This window comes from Patulibacter minatonensis DSM 18081, from assembly GCF_000519325.1.
GTDB classification, from domain to species: Bacteria; Actinomycetota; Thermoleophilia; order Solirubrobacterales; family Solirubrobacteraceae; genus Patulibacter; species Patulibacter minatonensis.
Genome location: NZ_KI912613.1, coordinates 1,220,623 through 1,242,261 on the forward strand (window position 1 = coordinate 1,220,623; position 21,639 = coordinate 1,242,261).

A 21,639-nucleotide genomic window follows, 5' to 3' on the forward strand; every position below is an offset into this window, starting at 1 on the left:
GCGCGCATCGCCCGCGATCCCGGTCCCGGCGGGCGAGGTTCGGGGGTGGCCCGGATCCGTGAGGGCCCGCACCCCCGATCGTTCGACGTCGACGGCGTCCTCGCGCCATGATGGAGGGGCGCCACGGGCCGTCCGCCCCGGCGCGACGCGCCCACTCCGGTCCCCGCGCGATGATGTGCCGGCACGGTGTCCACTCCCGCCGCGCCGCCCGTACCGATGAGCTCGACGTCCCTCTCCCGCCCGTCCGACCTCAAGGGTCACGGCTTCCTGTTCGAGCAGCTCGTCCAGCGCGAGCTGCGGCAGAAGTACCAGGGCTCGGTCCTCGGGCTGCTCTGGTACCTCGTCAACCCGCTGCTGCTGCTCGGGGCGTACTACCTGATGTTCGGGGTCGTGCTGAAGCCCGGCTTCAGCCACCCGTCGTACCCCCTGTTCATCATGACCGCGATGGTCGTCTGGCTGTTCGTGCAGTCGACGCTGGGGGCCGCGGGCGACAGCCTCCTGAGCCAGGCGGCCCTGCTGCGCAAGGCGCGGTTCCCGCGCGAGATCATCCCCACCGCGGTGGTGACGGTCCAGGCGATGACGTTCCTGGCGCTGCTCGTGGTCGTCTCGGTCCTGACGGTGGCGTTCCAGGGCACCCTCGGCGCGCAGCTCCTGCTGCTGCCGGTGGTCGTGGTGCTCCTGCTGGCGTTCGTCCAGGGCCTGGCGCTGGCGATCTCGGCGCTCCACGCGCACTTCCGCGACGTCCAGCCGATCGTCGGCGCGATCCTCGTCCCGTGGTTCTTCGTGACGCCGATCTTCTACCGGCCGACCGACATCACCGACCAGGAGCTCGCGCGGTTCGCGCTGGAGTGGCTGAACCCCGTCGCGCCGTTCGCCGAGGCCGTGCGCACGATCCTCTACGACGGGAACGTCCCGTCCGCGTCGACCTGGCTCTACCTCGCGCTCGTCGGCGCGGTGGCCCTCGTGGTCGGTGCCGCGATCTTCCGCCGGCTCCAGCGCGACCTGGCGGTGATGCTGTGAGCGGCGGCTACGAGCAGGACGGCGTCCCCGCCGGGACGATCGAGCTCGACGGGGCGACCCGGTCGTTCCGGGTCCAGGCCGACGCCGGCCGCACCCTGAAGGAGCTCGTGCTCCGCTCCGGTGCCCGGCGCAAGGGCATCAAGGGCCCCGACGAGGTCTGGGCCCTGCGCGGGGTCGACCTCCACATCGCCCCGGGCGAGACCGTGGCGATCGTCGGCCGCAACGGCGCCGGCAAGAGCTCCACCCTGCGCGTCCTCGCGGGCATCGTGCCGCTCGACGGCGGGACCGTCCGCGTCGGCGGCCACGTCGCCGCGCTGCTCGACCTCGCCGCGGGCTTCAGCCGCGACTTCTCGGGCCGCGAGAACATCATGATGGGCGGCGCCCTCTACGGCCTCACCCGCAAGCAGGTCGAGGACCGGCTCGAGGAGATGGTCGCGTTCTCCGAGCTCGGCGAGTTCGTCGACCTGCCGCTCAAGGCGTACTCGAGCGGCATGCTCGTGCGCCTCGCGTTCGCGATCGTCGCGTTCCTCGACGCCGACGTCCTCCTGATCGACGAGGTCCTCGCCGTCGGCGACGGCGCGTTCCAGCGCAAGTGCGAGGAGCGCATCGCCGCCCAGGTCGCCGGCGGGTCGACCCTGGTGCTCGTCTCGCACGACCTCCACCTGATCCAGCGCACCTGCGCCCGCACCGTGCTGCTGGAGGGCGGCCGCGTCGCCGCCGACGGGCCGACCGAGGAGATCCTCGACCGGTACGTCGCGCTGCTCGAGGGCCAGGCGGCCCCCGTGCGCGGCACCGACCACCTCGCGGAGGTCGCCGCGGGCACCACCGGGCCGCAGACGCGCCCCGCCGACGACACGACGTCCCGGGAGGACGACGCATGAGGCCCGAGGACGCCCTCGCCCAGGCACGACTAACGGCCGCGGAGCACGCCGCGACGACGATCCCCAAGGGCGGGCTCGAGGTCGAGCGCTCCAGCGAGCCGACCGACGACCAACTCGCCTCGTGGGCCGTCGTCGAGCCGGACCTCCGCGAGGTCCGGTCCACGCGCGGCGGCCCGGTCGGCCGCACCGTCACGGCGCTGAAGCAGGGCCAGCTGCGCCTGATGGCCCAGTACCACGCCCAGGTCATGTCGGTCCAGAACCGGCTGAACGTGCACCTGGCGCTGCGCGCGACCCTCATGCGCGAGGACATCACCGAGATGCGCGCGGAGCTCAAGTACCTCCGCGGGCGCGTCGAGGAGCTCGAGTCCCGGGCCGGCATCGTCCCGCCCCCGGATCCGAACGCGAAGAAGGACGACACCGCGTACGTCGGCCCGGCGAACACCGGGTGGGTCGGCTCGGGGACGGTCCAGGACCGACCGGAGAAGGACGCCCGATGAGCCTCGTCGTCCACCAGGTGATCGGCGGCGCGGGGCCGTACGACGCGATCACGAACCAGGCGCTGCGGTTCCGGAAGCTCTTCGACCGCTGGGGCTGGGGCGGCGTCGACGCCGCGGTCCACATCGACCCGCGGATGGGCCAGAAGTTCGTCCCGATGCGCTCGCTGGTCCCGCACCCGGACGAGGTCATCTTCACGCAGTACTCGGCCTACACGCCGGGGCTGCGCGACATGCTCGAGGCCCACGGCCGGTCGCTCGTCCTCTGCCAGAACATCACGCCGCCGGAGTGGTTCTGGCAGTACGACCCGCTGACGGCGCTGCAGTGCTTCCTGGGCCGCCGCGACGCCGCACGGGTGATGGCCGCGGCGACGGTGCCCGCCGGCGCGTCCCGCTACACCGCGGAGGAGTTCGGGGCCGACACCGTCATCCCGATCCTCTTCGAGCCCGAGCGCTACGGCGCCCCCGGCCCGCCGCGCGAGACGCCGGCGGACGGCGGCGAGATCCTCTTCGTCGGGCGCCTGTGCCCGCACAAGCGCCACGACGCGCTGGTCCGCGCGGTCGCCCTGCTGCGCGCGCGGCACCGCCCGAACGCGACCCTGCGGATCATCGGGGAGCCCGTCAACGACCACTACGGCGCGCAGGTCCGGGAGCTCGGCGAGCGCCTGCTGGGCAAGGACGCGTTCGTCTGGGAGCGCGGCATCACCCAGGAGGACCTCGCGGACCGCTACCGGTCCGCCGACGCGCTCTGCTGCATGTCGGAGCACGAGGGCTTCTGCGTCCCGATCCTCGAGGCGTTCCACTTCGGCCTGCCCGTCGTGGGCCGCCCCTCGGGCGGCGTGGCGGAGGTCGCGGGCGACGCGGCGCTGCTGACCGACGACGAGGACCTCGGCGTCGTCGCCGCCCTCCTGGACGCCGTCCTCGGCGACGCCGAGCTCCGCGGCGAGCTCCTGGAGCGCGGCCGCCGGCGCCTGGTCGCCTACGACGAGACGACGACGGCCCAGGCGCTCCGCGACGCGATCGAGCGCGTCGTCGCGACGTAGGGCGGTACGCTCGCGGCATGTGCGGCCGCTACACCACCGCCGGGCAGCCGGCCGAGTTCGACGCCCGCTTCGACGCCTCCGCGGCGGAGCTCGGGTCGTCGCTCGGCCGCTACAACGTCGCCCCGCGGCAGCAGGTCGGCGTCGTCGAGCGCGCCGAGGACGGCAAGCTCAGCGGCCTGACGGCGCGGTGGGGCCTGCTGCCGCGCTGGGCGAAGACGAGCAAGGACCGCCTGCAGCCGATCAACGCGCGCAACGACAAGCTGCTCGAGTCGAAGATGTGGCGCCCGCTGCTGAACTCGCCGAAGCACCGCGTCCTGATCCCCGCCGACGGCTGGTACGAGTGGATCAAGGCCGAGTCGAAGTCCGAGAAGCCCGCGCCGTTCCACCACACCGTCGACGGCGGCGGCTGGTTCGCGTTCGCGGGCCTGATGAACACCACGAAGGTCGACGATCTGGACGAGCCGATCACCACGGTCACGATCGTCACGACGACCGCGAACGGCCCGGCGTCGCGCGTCCACGACCGCATGCCGGCGGTCCTCGGCACCCGCGAGGAGGAGCTCGCGTGGCTGAACCCCGAGCTCGGCGCGGAGGACGCCATCGAGCTGATCCAGCCGCTCGCGGACGAGCGCGTGAGCCTGGCCCCGGCGTCCAAGAAGGTCAACGCCGTCAAGAACCATGGCGCCGAGCTGCTCGACCCGACGGTCGAGATCGACTGACGCGGCGGAGGACCGCGGAACGGCGTTCGGCGGCGGGCCCGTCCCGCTCCGGCCGCCGGCGGACTCCTCAGGCGCCCGGCTTCGGCAGCGCGCCGGTGTCGACGACCTCGAAGTCGCTGCCCTTCAGCCGGTCGAGCGTGTGGAGGTCGTCGTCGTCCCAGCGGCGGTCCGGGGCGCCCGAGAAGTACCACGCCGACCCGTTGTCGGCGAGCATCCCGCCGTAGCGCTGCAGCGCCGTCGCGATCACCCGGGCCTGCGGCCCGAGGCCCGAGAGGCTCGTCCCGGCCTTCAGCCGCACGCGGAGCCCCATCGGCGGCAGAGACGCGTCGTCGGACGACCCGGCCTGGTGCCGCGCCGAGTAGACGTAGGCCTTGCGGGTCCGGGGCATCGTGAACCGCAGCGCGTGGTCGATCGCGCCGCGGCGGACCTCCTCGTAGCGCGCGAGGCCCGGCAGGATCGGCAGGCCCGCGGCGTCCGCCGACGTCCAGCCCGCCGGCCGCAGGCGGTTGGAGCGCAGGTCGAAGATCGCCCCGGACCCGGCCTTCCACGACCGCCAGCCGGCGACGGGGTGGGCGTCGTAGAGCTCGTAGAGCCGGCAGCGGTCGCGGTCGAGCACGAGGACGTGGCGATCGCCGTCGGCCTTGGCGCCGCCCTCGACCTTCGCGGTCCGCGGGATCGGGTAGCGCCGGCGGTCGGACTCGTCGGCGTGGTCGAAGCGCACCGGCACCCGCTCCTGCCCCTTGCCGACGACGGTCAGCGGGATGCCGATCGGCCCGCCGTCGTACGTGCCGGACCCGAAGTCGGCGTGGAAGCCGCTCCCGGGCTGCATCGCGCCGATCAGCCTGCCGGAGTCCGATGCGACCGGCGCGGCGTCGACGCGCTGGTTCCAGGGATTGCCCGCCGGCAGCACGCGGCAGCGTGGCGCCTCCGCGGGTGGGGTCGCGACCGCGGCGCCCCCGGGCAGTCCGACCACGAGGGCCGCCGTCGCGGCGGCCGCGGTCACGATGCCGGTCACCGTCGATGTGGTCCCGCGTCGCATGCGGCGGACGCTAGACGACGCCCCGCGCGTCGTCGCGCCGCGTGGACGGAGGTGCTGCGGGGCACCCCCGACGCGCACGAGGGGCGGCGACGGACCGTTGTCGGACCGGCCACCCCGCCGGGAACGGGCCGGACAGCGGGCACCGGTTCGGGTAGAAGTCCCGGATGAGCACCGCCGACGACCTCCGGGCGCGCGCCCGCGCACTCCACGACGAGGGGATCCTCAGCGCCGACGGCCTGGACCGCTTCGTGAAGGCGCTCGAGAACGACGAGGCCACGCCGTCGGAGTACATGGCGTTCCTCGATCACATCGAGACCCGGCGCACCCAGGCGCCACCGGCCGACGCTCCAGCGGGCTGAGCACCGCCCCCCGGAACGACGAAACCCCCGTCGAGGACGGGGGTCTCTGCACAGTGCCTCGGGAGGGACTCGAACCCTCAACCTTCGGATTAAGAGTCCACTGCTCTAACCAGTTGAGCTACCGAGGCCCGAACATCGTACAAGATGCTCTCCGCCCGGCGTCGTCCGGTCGGTGCTCCCGGGCTACTTCCCGCTCGACGGGGCCGGCGCCGTCGAGGTGGTCTTCGTCGGCTCGTCCGGGAGGGTCACCGTGCCGCCCGGGGCCGTGCCACCGCCCGCCGCCTGCTGCGCGTCGGTGAGGACCTTCGCGGCCTTCGCGTCGTTCGGATCCTTCGCCAGCGCGATCGTGGCGTCCAGTTCCTTCGTCTGCGACTTGGGCGTCAGCGCGCGCATCTTGTCGATCGTGATCTTCGTCAGGCGCTCGGGGCGCTTGGCCGCGTACTGGGCTTGGAGCAGCGGCACGTAGACGTCGACCGTGACCTTGCGCTTCTCCTTGGTCGCCTTGTCCTCCTGCGCCTGCACGAACAGCGCCTGGGCCTCGGCGTACGGACCGGCCTGGTTCAGCCCGGTCGGGGCGAACACGCCCGACATCGCCCGCGCGACCTGGATGTCGATCGGGTCCGGGTTCAGCGCGACGTACGACCTCCAGGCCTCCGCGGCCTTCACGTACTCTTTGCGCGCCTTGTCCGGCAGCGGCGGCGCCGCCTGGGTGGTCGCGTCGGTCTCCGGGATCTGGTTGTTGCCGGACGAGTAGCGGAGCAGGGCGATCTGCCCCCACGCGGCGGCGTCCTTCGGGTTCGCGCGCACCTTCTTCGTGAGCGCGTCGAGGCGGTCCTTGTTCTGGTCCGACAGCGAGGTGCTGTTCTGCTGGCCGTTGTCGTTGCTGAACAGGCCCGGCCCGTTCGTCCCGACGCCGAAGAGGATCGTCCCGCCGACGAGGACGAGGGCCAGCACCACGTAGACGGCCTGGACGGCGCGCTTGCGGCCCGGGGCCCGCAGGTCGAAGAGCATGGGGCCAGGATAGAGGGCGGGGAGCGTTCACCCGCCACCGGTCCCCGGAGCGACCCCGTGGTCGCGTCGCCGCGGGGCGCGCGGACGGTCCGGCGGTCAGCGGGCGGGCGGGTCCGCGTCGTCGTCCGCGTACGGGTCCTCGGCGTCCAGCGCGTCGGCGCGGGCCTGCCAGTCGTCGTCCTCGGGCGGCGCGGACGCCGGCGGCGGCAGGTCGGCGGGACCGGCGACGCGCGGGCCCGACGGGTCGCCGAGGAGCTCCGGGTCGGGTTCCTCCCCGTCGTCCTCGTCGTCGAACGCCGAGAGGTCGAACTCGTGCTCGGGCTCCTCGTCGTCCTCGAGCTCGTCGTCGTCCTCGTCGTCGTCGCGATAGCCGCTGGTGCCGACCTCGCGCCACTCCGCCAGGCGCCCGCTGACGCCGCCGACGGGGGCGCGCTTCTCCAGGACCATCGCCAGCAGCGTGCTGAGCTCGAAGAGCACCACCAGCGGCGCCATCATCAGGAGCATCGTCACGGCGTCCGGCGTCGGGGTGATGACCGCCGCCACGACCGCCGAGATGATCGCCACGATCCCGCGCTGCTTGCGCATCTGCCGGGCGCTCAGGATCCCCATCCGCGACAGGGCGATGACGAGCACGGGGACCTGGAAGATCAGCCCCGACCCGGCCAGGAACATCGCGACGAACTTGTAGTAGTCCTTGGCCTGGACCAGGATGTCGAAGTTGTCGCTGTTGAAGTTCTGGAGGAAGTCGACGGCCCGTGGCAGCGCCAGGAAGTAGCCGAACGCCAGCCCGCCGTAGAACAGGAACGGCACCCCCAGGAGCAGCGGCACGATCGTGCGTCGCTCCCGTTGGGTGAACGCCGGGATCAGGAACGCGTACAACTGGTAGAGCAACAGGGGCAGCGACACCAGGAGCGCCCCGTACATCGCCACGTTGATCGTCTGGAAGAACGGCTCCGCGACGCCGAGGGTGACCGGCTTGCGCGTCGTGCTGGTCGGCGCGAGCTGCCGCACCTCCGCGAGCGCCTTCGCGGCCGTCGTCTTCGCGAGCGCCTGCGCCGGGGTGTCGCCGTCGCCGGCCGTCGTGCTCAGCTCCGGGAGCGCCGACAACGCCGTCAGTGCCTTCGCGACCGACCGCTCGAAGCAGACCGACTGCTGGCTGTCGTTGTTCGTCGTCCCGGTGCACTGCTTCGCGGTGACCTTCTGCGAGTCCTTGAGCGGGGTGTTCAGGAAGTCGAGGATCGGGCCGTTCTGCCAGAACGCGAACCCGAACGCGACGAGGAAGATCCCCAGCGAGACGAAGATGCGCGAACGCAGCTCGGTCAGGTGCTCGACCAGCGTGAAGCGGTCCTCCGAGGAGACCGGGCCGAGCTTCGCCATCGAGGGCTAGGCGCGCGGCGCGCGGCGCTGCTCGTCGACCGGCTCGCCGGTGACGGTCTCCTCGTCCGTGCCCTTGGGCGCGGCCGGGAGGTCCTTCTTCTCGTCCTCGCCCGTCACGGACTCCTTGAAGTCCTTCATGTTCGAGCCGAGGGCCTTGCCGACGCCCGTGAGGCGCTTCGGGCCGAGGACCAGCAGCACGACCACGAGGACGATGACCGCCGTCACGGGGGTCAGGAAGGCGAGGGGCATGGTGGGATCCTCCCAGGTCATCTCACGAAAGGGAACGTCGGGGTGGGGTCCTGCGGATGCCCCGCAGGCCGCGATCGCACGCGTACGGGCTAGACCGTCGTCCCCCGGGCCGCCGCACGACCGGCGCCCGCACGGCTACAGCCGGCGGTCGACGACGCCGCGCGCCACGAGCCGGAGCGCAGTGGCCCGGGCCTCGTCCAGGCCGGCCGGGAGCGCCTCCACCCCGTCGGCGACCAGCGCCTCGGCACGGGCCTCGGTCTCCGCCGTCGCACCGGTCGCCGCGATCCGGTCGCAGACCTCGGCGGCGTGCTCCGGCGTCGTGATGGACCGCAGGTCGAGCGCCGCGAGCGACGCGTCCCGCTCCCGGGCGATCAGCATCGGGAGCGTCACCGTGCCGTCGAGGAGGTCGGTGCCGCGGGGCTTGCCCGTCTGCTCCGGCGGCGCGACGACGTCGAGGACGTCGTCGAAGAGCTGGAACGCGACGCCGATCGCGGACGCGAACCGGGCGAACGCGTCGTCGTCCTCCCCGGCCGCGAGGGCACCCAGGCGCGCGGCGGCCTCGAACAGCGCCCCCGTCTTCAGGTGGCAGCGGTGCAAGTAGCGGTCCTCGCCGACGTCGGCGTCCCATGCGTCCGCCCGCTGGAGCAGCTCGCCCTGCGCGAGCTCCCGCGACGCACGGGCCAGGACCTGCAGCGCCGCGGCCTGACCGCCGGACGCGAGCGTCGCGAACGCCCCCGCGAACAGGACGTCGCCGAGGCACGTCGCCGCCGCGCGGCCGCTCTTCGCGAAGGCCGTGGGGCGCCCGCGACGCAGGAGCCCGGCGTCCAGCACGTCGTCGTGCAGGAGCGTCGCGGTGTGGGTCAGCTCGACGGCGACGCCGGCGCGGACCACCGCCGCGCGGGCGGCGCTGCCCGGCTCGGCGACCTGCGGCCCGCCCACGACGATCGCCAGCAGCGGACGCAGCCGCTTCCCGCCGGCCGCCACGGTGTCGAAGGCCGCACCGTCGAGGACCGAGTCGCCGGGGGACGCCGCGGAGCGGAGCGCGCGCTCGACCTCGCCGAGCACGACCGGCACGTGGGCCCCGGCGGCCGCGAGGATGGGCACGACGGCGGCCGGTACGCGTTCCTCGGGGGCGCCGTCGACCGTGGTCACCGGACGAGCCTAGTGCCCGCGGGCCGGGCGGTGCCGCACGAGCCGCCCCGGAACGCCGACGGCCGGGCTCCCGCCCGGCCGTCGCCTGCACGTCGTGGTCCCGGCGGCGCCTCGCCGCCGGGGGTCGCCGCTACGGCTGCGACTCCGTCTTCGGGGTCTCGGTGCCCGACGACGAGTCACCGGACTCCTTCGTCAGCTCCTCGACCGTCTCGTGGCTCTCCTCGGCGTCGCTCTTCAGCGAGGCGAGGAAGAACGCCATCTTGTCGATCTGGTCCGCGCCGAGATCGGCGAACGACGGCATCGGCTTGGTCGGGTTGATCAGCGTCTCGCGGATCGCGCCGGCCTTCAGGCGGTCACCGATCTCCGTGAGGGGCGGCCCCGGGCCGTCGTTGCCGTTCTCACCGATCTTGTGACACCCACCGCAGGAGCTCTGGGCCACGAGCTTCCGGCCCTGGTCCCACTTGGTGAGCGTCGCGCCGCCGGCGTCGCGGATCGCCTTGGGCGGCCCGAGCTCGATCTGCGACGGGGCACCCGCCTCCGCACCGAGGTACGAGAGGAAGAACATCGCGCCGATGATGAAGATGCCGGCCGTCGTCGCGACCGGGCGACGCAGCGGGTGGCGCTCCGGGTTGCGGTCGTAGAACGGCAGCAGGATCAGGAGCAGGATCGCGATCGTCGGGATGCCGACGGTCGCGAGACCCACGAGGTACGGCGGCTTGACGACGCGCAGCAGCTCGAAGGCCCAGAAGTAGTACCACTCCGGACGCGGCGCGTACGTGGTGGTCGTCGCGTCGGCCTTGGCGGTCAGCTCGCCGCCCAGGAGCAGCGACAGCAGCATGATCGTCCCGATGACGACGATCATCATCACGCCGTCCTTGACGATGATGTAGGGGAAGAACGGCTTCCCCTGCGCCTTCAGGACGGCGTATTCGCGGAGGTACTCCTCCTTCTCGCGCTGGTTCATTCCTCGTGCTCCTTCAGGCCGGGGCTGACTTTGTCAGCACGGACCCACGGGGGGGCGGTGGTTCCCAGCTTGATGACCAGGTACAGGTGCGCGCCGATCAGCGCTATCAGCGCCCCCGGGATGATCATCATGTGGATCAGGTAGAAGCGCGACAACGTCAACGTCGTCACGTCCGGTCCGCCCAGGGCGAGGTCCGGCGTGAACGGCCCGACGAGCGGGGCGTTGCCGGCGATGTTCATGGCCACGACCGACGCCCAGTAGGCGCGCTGGTCGAACGGCAGCAGGTAGCCGGTGACCGACATCAGGAGCGTCAGCACCAGCAGCACGACGCCGATGACCCAGTTCAGCTCGCGCGGGTACTTGTACGCGCCGAAGAAGAACGTCCTGGCCATGTGCAGGAAGATCAGCACCACCATCACGGTGGAGCCCCAGCGGTGCATGCCGTGCACGAACTCGCCGAGGAAGACCTCGTTGTTGATGTACTTCATCGACTCGTACGCGCGGGTGGCGGACGGCTCGTAGTACATCCCGAGCACGACGCCCGTGATGACCTGGTTGATGAAGGCGACCATCGTCGCGGTGCCCAGGGTGTAGAACCAGTTCGTCCCCTTGGGGATCGGCCGGAACATCACCCAGCGCATCGTGCCCGAGAGCGACGTGCGCTCGTCGACCCAGTCGACGGCGTGGATGCCGCCGTCCTTGACCGCGCCGAGCGGGCCCTGCTTCTTGACCGCGAGGTCCTCGGGACGCGTCGCAGGCTTCAGGCCGGATGGCAGAGAGGGGAGGAGCTTCAACTTCGCCATGAGGATCAGGTGCCCGGGAGCTTGCGCTGGGTCGGGCGCGACGGGAACAGGTACTGCCCGATGCCGTCGAGCGGCTGGCCGGGCGGACGCGGGGAGAAGCGCTTGATCTGCGAGTTCACGGAGAAGCGCTTGCCGACCTGGACGCGCCCGTCGGTGCCGATGCGCGTGTAGAAGCGGTCGAGCGGGCGCACCGGCGGGCCGGCGGCGACCTCACCGCGGAAGTCGTAGACGCCGCCGTGGCACGGGCAGACGAAGTTCTTGGCGGCCTGCACGTAGCGGGCGGGGCAGCCCATGTGCATGCAGCGGGACGAGATCGCGATGACCTTGTTCCACTGGTCCGCGGGCTCCTTGTCCACGGCGGGGTTGCGCTGACGGAGGTAGACCGTCGACTTGCCGACCTGGCCGGTCTTGGGGTCGAGGGTGATCACCCGCGGCACGTACGTGTCCTTGGGGATCTCGTCCAGCGGGCCCATGTCGTGCCAGCCGGTGTCCACCTCCACGAACGGTTGCCCGAGCGCGAAGCCGGCTGCTGAGAGGGCGACGCCACCGATGGCGACACCGGCAGTGGCGTTCGCCGCGAACACCATGAGGCGGCGACGCGTGACGGTCTCCCCCTCGAAGGCGCCGGGGATTCCGCGGTCGAGGGTGTACTTGCTCTGCGCTGGGCGTCGATCGGACACGTGTGAGGCTCCTGCGTCGTCCCACGAGGGAAGCGTGAGGACCGCAGGATCGTACCTTCCCGGGGCCTCGCGCGATCCGCGCTTGGAGTCCGCTCGGCGTGCTAGGGGTTTTGCGCCACGTCCTCGGAGGGCGTCGCGGCCGCGCGGAGCGCGGCGGAATCGGGGATCGCGCCCTCGCGGGCGCCACGGAGGAGGACGGCGGCGGAGCTGTCCGCGCCCCGTCCCAGAGCGGCCGCGGCGGCCGCCCAGAGCTCGTCGGTGCGGGAGGCGGCGTCGTCCGGGGTGCCCGTGCCGGACGCCGGGACCCCCTCGCGCGCCGGGCCGACGGCCCACGCCGGGGCGGCGTGCAAGCGGGCGACCAGCGCCACCACGTCGGCGAGCGTCGCGACGTCGTCCGTCCACCCGCCGACCGCGAGCCGCTCCAGCCCGAGGGCGTAGAGGCGGTCGCCGGCGAGCAGCGCGAGGTCGCGGTCGTCCGTCCGGACCACCCGCGCGCGCTCGGGCGCGTGGTGCAGCAGCTCGGCCTCGCGGGTCGCCTCGGCGGCCAGCGCGAGCGCCGGACCGACGACCGCGGACCGGGGACCGGACGCGACCGCGAGGCCGACGGCGTCGTCGGCGTCCGGTCCGGGGTCGTGGACCACGCCGTCCGGCAGCCCGCCCTCGTCGCGCAGGGCGCCGGCGAGCTCCGCCAGCGTCCCGGACGGCGACGCGGTCACCAGGCGGCCTCGAACGCCGCGGCGGCGGCCTCGAGGGTCCGCGTCACGTGCTCGGGCTCGTGCGCCAGCGACACGAACATCGCCTCGAACTGCGACGGCGGCGCGTAGACGCCGCGGGCCAGCAGGCCGCGACACCACCGCGAGTACGCCTCGGTGTCGCAGGCCTTCGCCTCGTCGTAGTCCGTCACCGGGGTCGCGCTGAAGAACACCGTCACGAGGCCCGTGACGCTCACGACCTGGACGGGGCGGTCGCCGGCGGCCTCGCGCAGGCCGGTGGCGAGCGTCTCCGTCGTCGCGTGGAGCCGGTGGTACGCGTCGTCGTCGAGCATGCGCAGGCTCGCGAGCCCGGCGGCGACGGCCAGGGGGTTCCCCGACAGCGTGCCCGCCTGGTAGACGTCGCCGAGCGGGGCGAGCCGCTCCATGAGCTCGCGGGAGCCGCCGAACGCCGCGGCGGGGAGCCCGCCGCCGAGGATCTTCCCCATGACCGTGAGGTCCGGGGTGACGCCCTCGCGCTCCTGGGCGCCGCCGGGTCCGACGCGGAACCCGCTGATGACCTCGTCGAAGACGAGCAGGGCGCCGGCGGCCTCGGTCGCCTCGCGCAGGAAGGCGAGGAAGCCGTCGGCCGGCGGGACGAGGCCCATGTTCCCCGGGTACGGCTCGCAGACGAGTGCGGCGACCTCGTGCTCGGCGAACGCGCGCTCCACGGCCTCGCGGTCGTTCCACGGGACGACGACCGTCGCGGCGGTGGCCGACGCGAGGACCCCGGCCGACGCGGGGATGCCCTGCGTGGCGAGACCGGAGCCGGCGTCGGCGAGCAGCCCGTCGACGTGGCCGTGGTAGTGGCCGGCGAACTTGACGATCACGTCGCGGCCGGTCGCGGCACGCGCCAGACGGATCGCGCTCATCGACGCCTCGGTGCCCGACGACGTCATCCGCAGCATCTCGACGGACGGGACCCGGGAGGCGATCTCCTCCGCGATCTCGACCTCGGCCGTCGTCGGCGCGCCGAACGTCGTGCCCGCCGCGGCGGCGTGGTGGACGGCGGCCAGGATGTCCGGGTGCGCGTGGCCGTGGATCAGCGGACCCCACGAGCAGACCCAGTCGACGAACCGGTTGCCGTCGACGTCGATCAGGTCGACGCCCCGTGCCCGCTCGACGAACAGCGGGTCGCGGCCGATCGCGCGCATCGCCCGCACCGGCGAGTTGACCCCGCCCGGCAGCACGCGCCGCGCACGAGCGAAGAGCTCTGCCGACTTGGCGTCGGTGAGGGAGATCGGCACGGGCTCAGACCCCGGCGTTCTTCCGCTCCCAGTCCTTGAACTGCTCCGTGAAGTAGAGGAGCCGGATCTTCTTGAACTCGGTGGAGCTGTAGAGCGTCGAGCGGTCCTCGATGCCCGGGACCTCGTTCGCGATCGCGTCGAGGATGGCGTCGCACTCCTCCTTGGAGCGCCCGTGGGCCATCGTGAAGACCTGGTACTTCCAGTCCGCGTACGTCGGGCGCTGGTAGCAGTGCGAGATGCCGCGGTAGGCGGCCATCCGGATCCCGATCTCCTCGATGCGGTCCGGGTCGACCTGCCACACGCCCATGCCGTTGGCGGAGAAGCCCGCGCGGCGGTGGAAGAGGATCGCGGCGACGCGGCGCAGGAGCTTGCGGTCCGTCATGCCCTGCAGGTGCTCGAGCAGGCTCTCCACGGAGATCCCGAGCTCCTTCGCGGCGGGTGCGAACGGCTCGGCGACGATCGGCAGCGAGCCCTGGGTCGCGCGGACGACCTTCTTGTCGAACTCGTCGTACTGCTGGCGCTCGGTCTCCGCCGGCGCGACGGCGACGCCCGCCGTGGCGAGGTCCTTGGTGTCGCCCGCCATGTCGAGGTCCATGCGGATCTTGAACAGCTGCAGCGTCGGGAGCTGCCGGATCGACTCCGCACCGGTGAGCTCCTGCAGCACGTCGAGCGTGCCCTGCAGGCCGAGCTTGGAGTCCTCCTCGACCGCCAGCGTGAACCACATGTTGAAGTCGTGGTTGCGCAGGTAGTTGTGCGACACGCCCGGGTGGTCGTTGATGACCTTCGCCGGACGCCACGGGTTCTCGGGGTCGACCTTCGCCGCCACGAGCATCGAGCCGTACCCGAACGCGCGGGTGTCGTAGATCGGGGTGACCTGGCGGATGATCCGCTCGGTCTCCAGGCGCTGGGTGCGCTTGAGGACCTCGTCCTCGGAGATGCCCACCGTCGTCGCGATCTCGGCGTACGGGCGCGGGACCAGCGGGAAGGAGCCCTGCAGGGTGTTCATCAGCGACTTGTCCGTCGCGTCCAGGGGGACGGCGGACCCGTCCTTGCGGCTGCGGACTTTCGGGACAGCCGTCTTGTCACTGGTGGCCATGGGGGCTCCTCAGGTCGATGCACCCATGCTACGGACAGCGGCGGGGTGCGTGGCTCGCGCCGGTCGCGGCGCCGGAGCGGGCCCCTGCCCCCCGAGGTCCGGCTCAGCCCTGCAGCGCGCGGGCGACCTCGACCGCGAAGTACGTGGCGATCACGCTCGCGCCGGCCCGGCGGATCGCAAGCAGCGACTCCATCGAGACGAGCGCCTCGTCGACGTAGCCGGCCGCGGCGCCGGCCTTGATCATCGAGTACTCACCGCTCACCTGGTAGGCGGCGACCGGGACGTCGACGGCCTCCGCCGTCCGCCGGACGAGGTCGAGCGCGGGGCCGGCGGGCTTGACCATGATGAGGTCCGCGCCCTCCTCGACGTCCTGCACCGCCTCGCGGATCGCCTCGTCGCCGTTGGCGGGATCCATCTGGTAGCTGCGGCGGTCACCGAACGCCGGGGTCGATCCGGCGGCCTCGCGGAACGGCCCGTAGTACGAGGAGGCGAGCTTGCCGGAGTGGGCGACGATCACGGTGTCCTGGTGGCCGGCCGCGTCGAGGGCGTCGCGGACCGCGCCGATCCGGCCGTCCATCATGTCCGACGGGTAGACGACCTCCGCCCCGGCCGCGGCCTGCGACACCGCCGCCCGGGCCAGGAGCTCGAGGCTCGGGTCGTTCTGCACGTTCCCGTCGGCGTCGAGCAGCCCGCAGTGCCCGTGGTCCGTGTACTCGCAGAGGCAGAGGTCGGCGCCGACGACGAGTCCGTCGACCTGCGCGCGGATCTCGCGGCTCGCGCGCTGGACGACCTGGTCGTCGTCCCATGCCCCGCTGCCCTCGGCGTCCTTGTGGAGCGGGATCCCGAACAGCATCACGCCGCCGACCCCGGCCGCCGCGGCCTCGCGGGCCGCCTCGACGGCGCCGTCGACGGTGTGCCGCACGACCCCGGGCATCGCCCCGATCGGGACCGGGCCGTCCTGGCCCTCCCCGATGAACATCGGCAGGACGAGCTGCTCGGGCCGGAGGCTCGTCTCGCGGACCATCGCGCGCAGGGCGGGCGTGCGGCGCAGGCGACGCGGACGGGAGCGCGGGAAGGCCATGTCCCCATCGTAGGACGACGACGGCCGACCACCCGTGGTCCCCGGTCGGTGCGGGCCCGTCCGCCCGGGGCCCTACCGTCCGCCTGGTGCGGCGGACGACCCGGCGGGAGCGATGAACGAGGACCCGGTCATGCGGCGGGCGTTCGAGGGCCAGCGGCGGCTGCTCCAGGGCGACGCCGCCGGCGCGCGGGACGTCTACGCCGCGCTCTGGGCCGACCTCGACGCGGCCGGCGACGACGACCCGATGCACCGCGTGTGGGTCGCGCACGTCACGGCGGACGCCCAGTCCGACCCGGCCGAGCAGGTCCGCTGGGACCTCGTCGCCCTGGCGGCCGCGGATGCCGCGGCCGAGCGCGGCGGCGTCGACGGGGTCAGCATCCGGACGTTCTACCCGTCGCTGCACCTGAACCTCGGCGAGGGCTTCCGGCGGCTCGGCGACGTCCGGCGGGCCCGCGATCATCTGGCCGAGGCCGAGCGCCACCTGCGGGGGCACCCCGCCGACGACGAGCGCGACGGGATCGCCGCCGCCGTGCTCGCGCTCCGCGACCGCATCGAGCACCCGCCCGAGGACGCAGGTGCGGACGGGGATCGCGACGCGGACCTCGACCTCGACCTCGGGCTCGACGTGGACCTCGACCTCCGCTCGGGGCCCTCCGACTGACGTCCCCCCGGGCGCCGTCGGCCGTCCCGGCGAGGACGACGTCCCCGGCGCCGAACGTCGTTGTCGGGCCCGCCGCTGCCACAGTGGGTGCATGCCCGAGCCGTCATCCATCCTGTTCGTCGGCGACGTGATCGGTTCGATCGGCCGCCGGGCGCTCCGGGCGGCCCTGCCCGCCCTGCGCGAGGAGCACGCCCCGACGTTCGTCGTCGTCAACGGCGAGAACGCGGCCGGCGGGGTCGGGATCACCTCGAAGATCGCCGAGGAGATGTTCTCGATCGGCGTCGACGTCATCACGCTCGGCAACCACGCCTTCCGCCAGCGCGAGGTGTGGCCCTACCTCGACGAGGTCGACGAGATCGTCCGGCCCGCGAACTACCTGGCGTCGATGCCCGGCCACGGGTCGTGCGTCGTCGAGACCGGCGGCGTGAAGCTCGGGGTCCTGAACATCATGGGCAACCTCCACCTCGACCCGGGCCGGCACATGTTCACGCTCGCGGAGGCCGAGGTCGAGAAGCTGCTGCGCCGCGGCTGCGACCACGTGCTGATCGACGTCCACGCCGAGGCGACCAGCGAGAAGGTCGCGATGGGCTGGGAGTTCGACGGGCGCGTCACCGCCGTCGTCGGGACCCACACGCACGTGCCGACCGCCGACGCCCGGGTGCTGCCGAAGGGCACCGCCTACATCACGGACGTCGGGATGTGCGGACCCCGCGACTCGGTCATCGGCGTGAAGAAGGAGCTCGCGATCGAGGCGATGCGGACGAAGCTGCCCGTGCGGTTCGAGCCGTCGGAGCGCGACCCGTGGCTCTGCGGCGTCCTGATCCGCGGCGGCGAGCGCCCCCGCACCGCGGCGTCGATCACGCCGATCCAGGTCTCGCCGCAGGTCTGACGACGGCGTGCGGGCCCCGCCGGCCCGTCGTCGCAGGGGCGGGCGTCGGTTCCTAGACCGCGTCCCGCCGTCGCACGTCCGCCGCCCAGGGCGCGTCCTCCTCGGGCACCGGCCCGTGCATCCGCGGGACGACCGCGGGCCGGTCCCTCGGCGCACCTCCGGGCCACGCGATCGGTCGATCGGAGAGCCCCGCCGAGACGAGCAGCGGGACCAGCCAGACGAGGTACATGTAGAACCAGTACTCGGTCGACATCTGGAGGCCGACGATGACGGCGACGGCGATCGCGGCGGTTCCGGTCACGTCGTGGCGGCGCGGGACGAGGGCGATCACGAGGGCGAACCCGATGGCGAGGTACCGCACCGGGTCCCGCAGCCACTCGAGGTCGTAGTCCTCGAAGCCCCACGGCATGAACGGCGCCGGGCGGCCCGCCTGGTAGGCGATGGTCCTGTCGAAGAGGTTCTTGAAGTCGAAGCCGTGCAGGGCGACGACCGAGGCCACGAGCACGAGGGCCGCACCGCCGGCGAGCACCACCACGCCGAGCAGCACCCCGCGGAGGACGGTGGCCGGGCGGGGCTCCCCCTGCAGCGGCCAGAACGCCGGGGGCGCGTGGGCCACCCGGACGGTCGGCGCGACGCGACGGCCCGTCATCAGCACGGGGAAGAGCCCGAAGGGCCCGATCTTCGTGGCCCCGGCGGCGGCCGCCCCGAGACCACGGAGCACCGGCCGGGCGCCGACCAGCAGCACCAGCCCGAGCATGAGGGCCGGCAGCGCGTCGTTCGAGTTGGAGTTCAGGCAGTACGCGGTCCAGGGGCACGCCAGCCACAGGTACGAGTAGAGGAGCCCGCGCCGCACGCCGAGCCGGCGGTCCGTCTCCTGCGACCGGCCCACGAGGAAGAGGACGCCGGCCGCGAGCGTGTCGAACGCGATGGATGCGGCGTGCGCGCTCGGCTCGGCGAACGAGGTGTCGGCCCGGAACGGGAAGACCTGCTCGAACGGCACGTACGCGAGGTAGGTCAGTGGCCCGTAGGTGTTGCCGGTGCCGACGTTCGACGGGAACGCCCCGTACGCCGAGAGGCCGTTCCCGATCTTGTCCGCCCCGACGACGCCCGCGTAGCCGACGTCGATGACGTTGCCGTCGGTGACGTTCAGGACGATCCGGAACACGAGCAGCCCGACCCCGAGGACGATGAGGACGCCGGTCGGGACCAGGATCCGCGCAGGGACGGGTTCGCGTCGCGGACGGTGCAAGGACCGCCACAGGCCCCAGACGAACAGGGACAGCAGCAGGCCGAAGCTGAGCGGCACCGCCCAGTCCAGCCGCGCGTTGTTGAAGAACGCCAGCGGCGCCGTGAACCCCGCGAGCAGCAGCAGCGGGACGGGCGGGCCGCGGAGGGGACGGAACCCGACGAACGGGGCCAGGAAGAGCACGAGCAGCCCGCCCCACAGCCACGGGTTCGTGATCGAGCGGCCGAACGCGCCGTCGATCCCGCGCGCCATCGTCCACTGGACGTACGGGACGTCCCAGGACTCGCGGATCTTCTGCGTCGCGTCGTCGATGACGAGCTGCCCGACCTCCTTGAGGTCCTTCTGCGCCGCGGGCCGCTCGTAGATCGAGAGCTGCCAGAGGTACTTGCCCTTGAGGTAGATCCGGTAGTACCGCTTCGGGTACTTCTTCAGGACCCGCTGCATCTTCGGGTCCGACAGCGCCAGCCGCTCGGCCTGCCGGCCCGTCATCACCCAGCCGCGCGGCGGGCGGTCCATGGTCGTGGGCGACTGGAAGGTCTTGTCGTCGGCCGGGCCCTCGCGGTCGACGGTCGTCCGGAGTCCCGTCGTGCCGGTGCCCGTCGCCAGCGGTCCGGTGGTGGCGGAGGGTCCGCTCGTCGTGCTCTGCGGGGTGGTCGCGACCCCGGGGGTCGCCGCGGCGGCCGGGCCGGCGGCCGCCGCGAGCAGGACGACCAGGGCCAGCAGCACCCCGAGGACGGACGGGACGCCCCGCCTCATCGCTCGGCGAAGCTCCAGAGCTTGTTGCCGACGAAGCTCATCGGCGTGGCCGCACCGATCGCGATCGCCTGGGCGAGGAGCTTCCCCGTCCCGAAGCCGTCGACCAGCACGTGGAGGACGAGGAGGTTCACGGCGAGGCCCGCGAGGCTGACCGCGACGAATCGCGCGGCCTGGAAGCCCGCGTGCCCCGAGGCGTCCTGGAAGGTCCACATGCGGTTCAGGGCGAAGTTGTTCGTCACCGCGACGACGAAGCCGAGCAGCGCCGCGAGCCGGTAGTCCCAGCCCAGGGGCCCGGCGGCCACCGCGTAGACGAGGAGGTTGACGACCGTGCCGGTCGCGCCGACCACGGAGAAGCGCAGGAGCTGGACCCACGCGGCGCGGCTGCGCAGCGCCTGGGCGAGACGGACGCGCAGCGACGGCGCGGCGACGGGGAGCTCGAACTCGGAGGTGCTCACAGGGGGCTCTTCGGCGTGTCGACGCCGAAGTGGCGCCGGATGATGGGGGTCGCGTCCTCGATCGACCAGGCGTCCGGGGCCAGCTCGGGGCGGCCGCGCGGATCGTCCTGGTCGTGGAGACCGTGCAGGATCAGGATGCCAACCGCGTCGTCCGCGCGTAGCGATCCATGGCTCCCGCCGCCGACGTGGTCGATGCCGCCCCAGTCCGGGAACTCCGCCCCGGCGGCCGCGGAGAGCAGCACGTCGCCCGAGTTCACGCACGTCAGGGCGGACCAGCAACGGCCCAGCGGATCGGGGTGGCTGGTGCTCCTCAGCACGCCGTCGACGACGGTGCCCCCAACGATCCCCAGCTGTCCGGACACGACCCACGTGCCGCCGCGCCGGTCCCGGAGGACCTGCTCCTCGGGGACGTCGGCCACGGGCCCATCCGGGATCGGAGCACCGTCGGCGCCGGCGGTCGGGGCCGGGACCCGGCCGGCGGCCGCCTCGTCGTCCGTCGCGGGGCGGAACCGGACCTCGCCGCCCTCCGCGGAGTCCTCCCCGGCCGAGATGACGCCGGTGCCGTCCTCGTCGCGCCAGACGACGAGCTCGACGCCCGGGGCGCCGCGTCCCGCGGCGACCAGCTGCGGCAGGAGCGTCGGGCGCTCCGCGGGGTCCAGGACGTAGACCATCGCCGCGCGGTTGGCCGGGCAGTACGCGATCCGGTCGCGCTTCTTCCGGGCCCCGGGTCCCGTGATCCCGAACGGCTCGAACGCCGCGCGGGCGTCGGTCCGGCGCTCCACGAGCGTGTGCGAGTGGTCGGAGGCGACGACGAGCGCCCACTCGGCGAAGAAGCGGTCCAAGCCGCCCGCGGCCTCGGCGACGCGCGCGATCTCCCGATCGGCGGCCTCGATCGACTCGAGCTGGGCCGCCGGCCCGTGCGCGTGGCTGTGGGTGTCGTTGTCCGGCAGGGACAGCAGGAGGAAGTCGACGAGGTCGTGCTCGACGAGGTGCGCGGAGACGCAGCCGGCGTGCTGGTCCCGCATCCCGGGGTGCCCGAACCGCGAGCGGCAGGGCGTCTCCCGGGTCGCGACGAGGTCCGCGAAGAACAGCTCCTTCGGCCCCATCAGCGGCGCGCGCAGCAGCGCGGCGGAGAGCTTCGTCGCGACGCGGTCCCGGGCCAGGCGGTGGCGGTGGCGGCCCCGGGTGATGAGGAAGGTCGTGCCCCCGGTGCGGATCCCCGCGTCGTCGAGCGACTCGTAGATCGTCTCGACCTCCGGCGCCAGGTGCCGGCCGTTGAGGTGGTAGGTGACGTCCGCGAGCTGGCGGGCGATCCCGAGGCGCCGCGACGCCTGGAAGCTCGACCCGTACTCGACGTAGCGCTCGCGGGAGCGGTCCCACCAGTTGATCGACGGGATCCGGTGGCGGTCCTGCCGCACCCCGGTGGCCAGCGCGGTGGCGCAGACCGGGGTGACCGACGGGAACGCCGCCACCGACTCGTGGAGCTCGCCCTCGGCGACGGCGCGCGCGAGGACCGGCGCGCGGCCCTCGGCGATCGCCTGCCGGAGCATCGCGGGGTCGCAGCCGTCGACGACGGCGAAGATCAGGCGCCGCCGGGGGCGCTGGTCGTGCTCCGCGATGCGCGGATCCTTCAGCGCCCGGCGCCGCTCGACGGGCGGGCGGTCCCGC

The 21,639-nt window shown here is 73.1% G+C and carries 23 protein-coding genes and 1 tRNA gene; 8 read left to right on the forward strand and 16 right to left on the reverse strand.

Going from position 1 to position 21,639, the window contains the following annotated elements; all coding sequences use genetic code 11:
- The first annotated feature begins 216 nt into the window (after positions 1 to 216).
- Genes PATMI_RS0105580 through PATMI_RS0105600 form a run of 5 tightly spaced genes read left to right on the forward strand, consistent with a single transcriptional unit; the run spans position 217 to position 4,157 of the window.
- The gene (locus tag PATMI_RS0105580) at positions 217 to 1,020 is read left to right on the forward strand and encodes an ABC transporter permease (protein ID WP_026910168.1); all 804 of its coding nucleotides are present in this window, start codon (positions 217 to 219) and stop codon (positions 1,018 to 1,020) included.
- Entirely contained in the window at positions 1,017 to 1,901 is an 885-nt protein-coding gene (locus tag PATMI_RS27660; protein ID WP_051471091.1) for an ABC transporter ATP-binding protein, read from the forward strand. The genes PATMI_RS0105580 and PATMI_RS27660 overlap by 4 nt, the downstream gene beginning before the upstream one ends.
- Entirely contained in the window at positions 1,898 to 2,398 is a 501-nt protein-coding gene (locus PATMI_RS33960) for a hypothetical protein (RefSeq protein WP_026910169.1), read from the forward strand. The genes PATMI_RS27660 and PATMI_RS33960 overlap by 4 nt, the downstream gene beginning before the upstream one ends.
- Positions 2,395 to 3,438 carry a glycosyltransferase gene (locus PATMI_RS27665; RefSeq protein ID WP_026910170.1) on the forward strand — a complete coding sequence of 348 codons (1,044 nt, stop codon included), beginning with the start codon at positions 2,395 to 2,397 and terminating at the stop codon, positions 3,436 to 3,438. The genes PATMI_RS33960 and PATMI_RS27665 overlap by 4 nt, the downstream gene beginning before the upstream one ends.
- A 17-nt stretch (positions 3,439 to 3,455) precedes the next feature.
- Complete coding sequence (locus PATMI_RS0105600) at positions 3,456 to 4,157, forward strand: SOS response-associated peptidase (protein WP_026910171.1); 702 nt, start codon at positions 3,456 to 3,458, stop codon at positions 4,155 to 4,157.
- 67 nt (positions 4,158 to 4,224) lie between these two features.
- Here the strand turns inward: PATMI_RS0105600 and PATMI_RS27670 are convergent, their stop codons facing one another.
- Positions 4,225 to 5,196 (reverse strand): hypothetical protein, encoded by a 972-nt coding sequence (locus PATMI_RS27670; RefSeq protein WP_051471092.1) that lies wholly within the window; start codon positions 5,194 to 5,196, stop codon positions 4,225 to 4,227.
- A gap of 164 nt (positions 5,197 to 5,360) precedes the next feature.
- On the opposite strand from PATMI_RS27670, the gene PATMI_RS0105610 reads away from it, so the two are divergent.
- Entirely contained in the window at positions 5,361 to 5,555 is a 195-nt protein-coding gene (locus PATMI_RS0105610) for a hypothetical protein (protein ID WP_026910172.1), read from the forward strand.
- A gap of 54 nt (positions 5,556 to 5,609) precedes the next feature.
- Here PATMI_RS0105610 and PATMI_RS0105615 read toward each other — a convergent pair.
- The 12 genes from PATMI_RS0105615 to hemB form a co-directional block, all read right to left on the reverse strand.
- Positions 5,610 to 5,683, reverse strand: a tRNA-Lys gene (locus PATMI_RS0105615).
- Positions 5,684 to 5,738: 55 nt separating this feature from the next.
- Complete coding sequence (locus PATMI_RS0105620; RefSeq protein ID WP_026910173.1) at positions 5,739 to 6,566, reverse strand: tetratricopeptide repeat protein; 828 nt, start codon at positions 6,564 to 6,566, stop codon at positions 5,739 to 5,741.
- Positions 6,567 to 6,662: 96 nt separating this feature from the next.
- On the reverse strand, positions 6,663 to 7,943 hold the full coding sequence (gene tatC, locus PATMI_RS0105625) for a twin-arginine translocase subunit TatC (RefSeq protein ID WP_026910174.1): 1,281 nt from the start codon (positions 7,941 to 7,943) through the stop codon (positions 6,663 to 6,665).
- A gap of 6 nt (positions 7,944 to 7,949) precedes the next feature.
- Complete coding sequence (locus PATMI_RS0105630) at positions 7,950 to 8,192, reverse strand: twin-arginine translocase TatA/TatE family subunit (protein ID WP_026910175.1); 243 nt, start codon at positions 8,190 to 8,192, stop codon at positions 7,950 to 7,952.
- A gap of 135 nt (positions 8,193 to 8,327) precedes the next feature.
- Positions 8,328 to 9,344 carry a polyprenyl synthetase family protein gene (locus tag PATMI_RS27675; RefSeq protein WP_051471093.1) on the reverse strand — a complete coding sequence of 339 codons (1,017 nt, stop codon included), beginning with the start codon at positions 9,342 to 9,344 and terminating at the stop codon, positions 8,328 to 8,330.
- 130 nt (positions 9,345 to 9,474) lie between these two features.
- A complete protein-coding gene (locus PATMI_RS27680; RefSeq protein WP_084269706.1) occupies positions 9,475 to 10,308 on the reverse strand; it encodes a c-type cytochrome in 834 nt (277 codons plus the stop codon).
- On the reverse strand, positions 10,305 to 11,111 hold the full coding sequence (locus PATMI_RS27685; RefSeq protein ID WP_026910176.1) for a cytochrome b: 807 nt from the start codon (positions 11,109 to 11,111) through the stop codon (positions 10,305 to 10,307). The genes PATMI_RS27680 and PATMI_RS27685 overlap by 4 nt, the downstream gene beginning before the upstream one ends.
- A 5-nt stretch (positions 11,112 to 11,116) precedes the next feature.
- Positions 11,117 to 11,791, reverse strand: a complete 675-nt coding sequence (locus tag PATMI_RS0105650) for a QcrA and Rieske domain-containing protein (protein ID WP_026910177.1) — start codon at positions 11,789 to 11,791, stop codon at positions 11,117 to 11,119.
- Positions 11,792 to 11,892: 101 nt separating this feature from the next.
- Positions 11,893 to 12,507 (reverse strand): hypothetical protein, encoded by a 615-nt coding sequence (locus tag PATMI_RS0105655; RefSeq protein WP_026910178.1) that lies wholly within the window; start codon positions 12,505 to 12,507, stop codon positions 11,893 to 11,895.
- Positions 12,504 to 13,787 (reverse strand): glutamate-1-semialdehyde 2,1-aminomutase, encoded by a 1,284-nt coding sequence (hemL, locus tag PATMI_RS0105660; protein WP_051471094.1) that lies wholly within the window; start codon positions 13,785 to 13,787, stop codon positions 12,504 to 12,506. The genes PATMI_RS0105655 and hemL overlap by 4 nt, the downstream gene beginning before the upstream one ends.
- A gap of 4 nt (positions 13,788 to 13,791) precedes the next feature.
- Complete coding sequence (gene ahbA / locus PATMI_RS0105665; RefSeq protein WP_051471095.1) at positions 13,792 to 14,883, reverse strand: siroheme decarboxylase subunit alpha; 1,092 nt, start codon at positions 14,881 to 14,883, stop codon at positions 13,792 to 13,794.
- A gap of 103 nt (positions 14,884 to 14,986) precedes the next feature.
- A complete protein-coding gene (gene hemB, locus PATMI_RS0105670; protein ID WP_026910181.1) occupies positions 14,987 to 15,964 on the reverse strand; it encodes a porphobilinogen synthase in 978 nt (325 codons plus the stop codon).
- Positions 15,965 to 16,076: 112 nt separating this feature from the next.
- Here hemB and PATMI_RS27690 point away from each other — a divergent pair, with 112 nt between their 5' ends.
- Positions 16,077 to 16,625 carry a hypothetical protein gene (locus tag PATMI_RS27690; RefSeq protein ID WP_051471096.1) on the forward strand — a complete coding sequence of 183 codons (549 nt, stop codon included), beginning with the start codon at positions 16,077 to 16,079 and terminating at the stop codon, positions 16,623 to 16,625.
- Between the two features lie 91 nt (positions 16,626 to 16,716).
- On the forward strand, positions 16,717 to 17,514 hold the full coding sequence (locus PATMI_RS0105680) for a TIGR00282 family metallophosphoesterase (protein WP_026910182.1): 798 nt from the start codon (positions 16,717 to 16,719) through the stop codon (positions 17,512 to 17,514).
- A gap of 52 nt (positions 17,515 to 17,566) precedes the next feature.
- Here PATMI_RS0105680 and PATMI_RS0105685 read toward each other — a convergent pair whose 3' ends face one another.
- The 3 genes from PATMI_RS0105685 to PATMI_RS0105695 are packed head-to-tail and all read right to left on the reverse strand — an operon-like array spanning position 17,567 to position 21,605.
- The gene (locus tag PATMI_RS0105685; RefSeq protein ID WP_026910183.1) at positions 17,567 to 19,516 is read right to left on the reverse strand and encodes a hypothetical protein; all 1,950 of its coding nucleotides are present in this window, start codon (positions 19,514 to 19,516) and stop codon (positions 17,567 to 17,569) included.
- Positions 19,513 to 19,971 carry a GtrA family protein gene (locus PATMI_RS37250; RefSeq protein WP_051471097.1) on the reverse strand — a complete coding sequence of 153 codons (459 nt, stop codon included), beginning with the start codon at positions 19,969 to 19,971 and terminating at the stop codon, positions 19,513 to 19,515. The genes PATMI_RS0105685 and PATMI_RS37250 overlap by 4 nt, the downstream gene beginning before the upstream one ends.
- On the reverse strand, positions 19,968 to 21,605 hold the full coding sequence (locus PATMI_RS0105695) for an alkaline phosphatase family protein (protein WP_342673045.1): 1,638 nt from the start codon (positions 21,603 to 21,605) through the stop codon (positions 19,968 to 19,970). The genes PATMI_RS37250 and PATMI_RS0105695 overlap by 4 nt, the downstream gene beginning before the upstream one ends.
- Positions 21,606 to 21,639: the final 34 nt, after the last annotated feature.

Coding starts and splice junctions, on each gene's coding strand:
- PATMI_RS0105580 (WP_026910168.1), top strand. CDS start 217: ATGAGCTCGACGTCCCTCTCCCGCCCGTCCGACCTCAAGGGTCACGGC.
- PATMI_RS33960 (WP_026910169.1), top strand. CDS start 1,898: ATGAGGCCCGAGGACGCCCTCGCCCAGGCACGACTAACGGCCGCGGAG.
- PATMI_RS27665 (WP_026910170.1), top strand. CDS start 2,395: ATGAGCCTCGTCGTCCACCAGGTGATCGGCGGCGCGGGGCCGTACGAC.
- PATMI_RS0105600 (WP_026910171.1), top strand. CDS start 3,456: ATGTGCGGCCGCTACACCACCGCCGGGCAGCCGGCCGAGTTCGACGCC.
- PATMI_RS27670 (WP_051471092.1), bottom strand. CDS start 5,196: ATGCGACGCGGGACCACATCGACGGTGACCGGCATCGTGACCGCGGCC.
- PATMI_RS0105610 (WP_026910172.1), top strand. CDS start 5,361: ATGAGCACCGCCGACGACCTCCGGGCGCGCGCCCGCGCACTCCACGAC.
- PATMI_RS0105620 (WP_026910173.1), bottom strand. CDS start 6,566: ATGCTCTTCGACCTGCGGGCCCCGGGCCGCAAGCGCGCCGTCCAGGCC.
- tatC (WP_026910174.1), bottom strand. CDS start 7,943: ATGGCGAAGCTCGGCCCGGTCTCCTCGGAGGACCGCTTCACGCTGGTC.
- PATMI_RS0105630 (WP_026910175.1), bottom strand. CDS start 8,192: ATGCCCCTCGCCTTCCTGACCCCCGTGACGGCGGTCATCGTCCTCGTG.
- PATMI_RS27680 (WP_084269706.1), bottom strand. CDS start 10,308: ATGAACCAGCGCGAGAAGGAGGAGTACCTCCGCGAATACGCCGTCCTG.
- PATMI_RS27685 (WP_026910176.1), bottom strand. CDS start 11,111: ATGGCGAAGTTGAAGCTCCTCCCCTCTCTGCCATCCGGCCTGAAGCCT.
- ahbA (WP_051471095.1), bottom strand. CDS start 14,883: ATGGCCACCAGTGACAAGACGGCTGTCCCGAAAGTCCGCAGCCGCAAG.
- hemB (WP_026910181.1), bottom strand. CDS start 15,964: ATGGCCTTCCCGCGCTCCCGTCCGCGTCGCCTGCGCCGCACGCCCGCC.
- PATMI_RS27690 (WP_051471096.1), top strand. CDS start 16,077: ATGAACGAGGACCCGGTCATGCGGCGGGCGTTCGAGGGCCAGCGGCGG.
- PATMI_RS0105680 (WP_026910182.1), top strand. CDS start 16,717: ATGCCCGAGCCGTCATCCATCCTGTTCGTCGGCGACGTGATCGGTTCG.
- PATMI_RS0105685 (WP_026910183.1), bottom strand. CDS start 19,516: ATGAGGCGGGGCGTCCCGTCCGTCCTCGGGGTGCTGCTGGCCCTGGTC.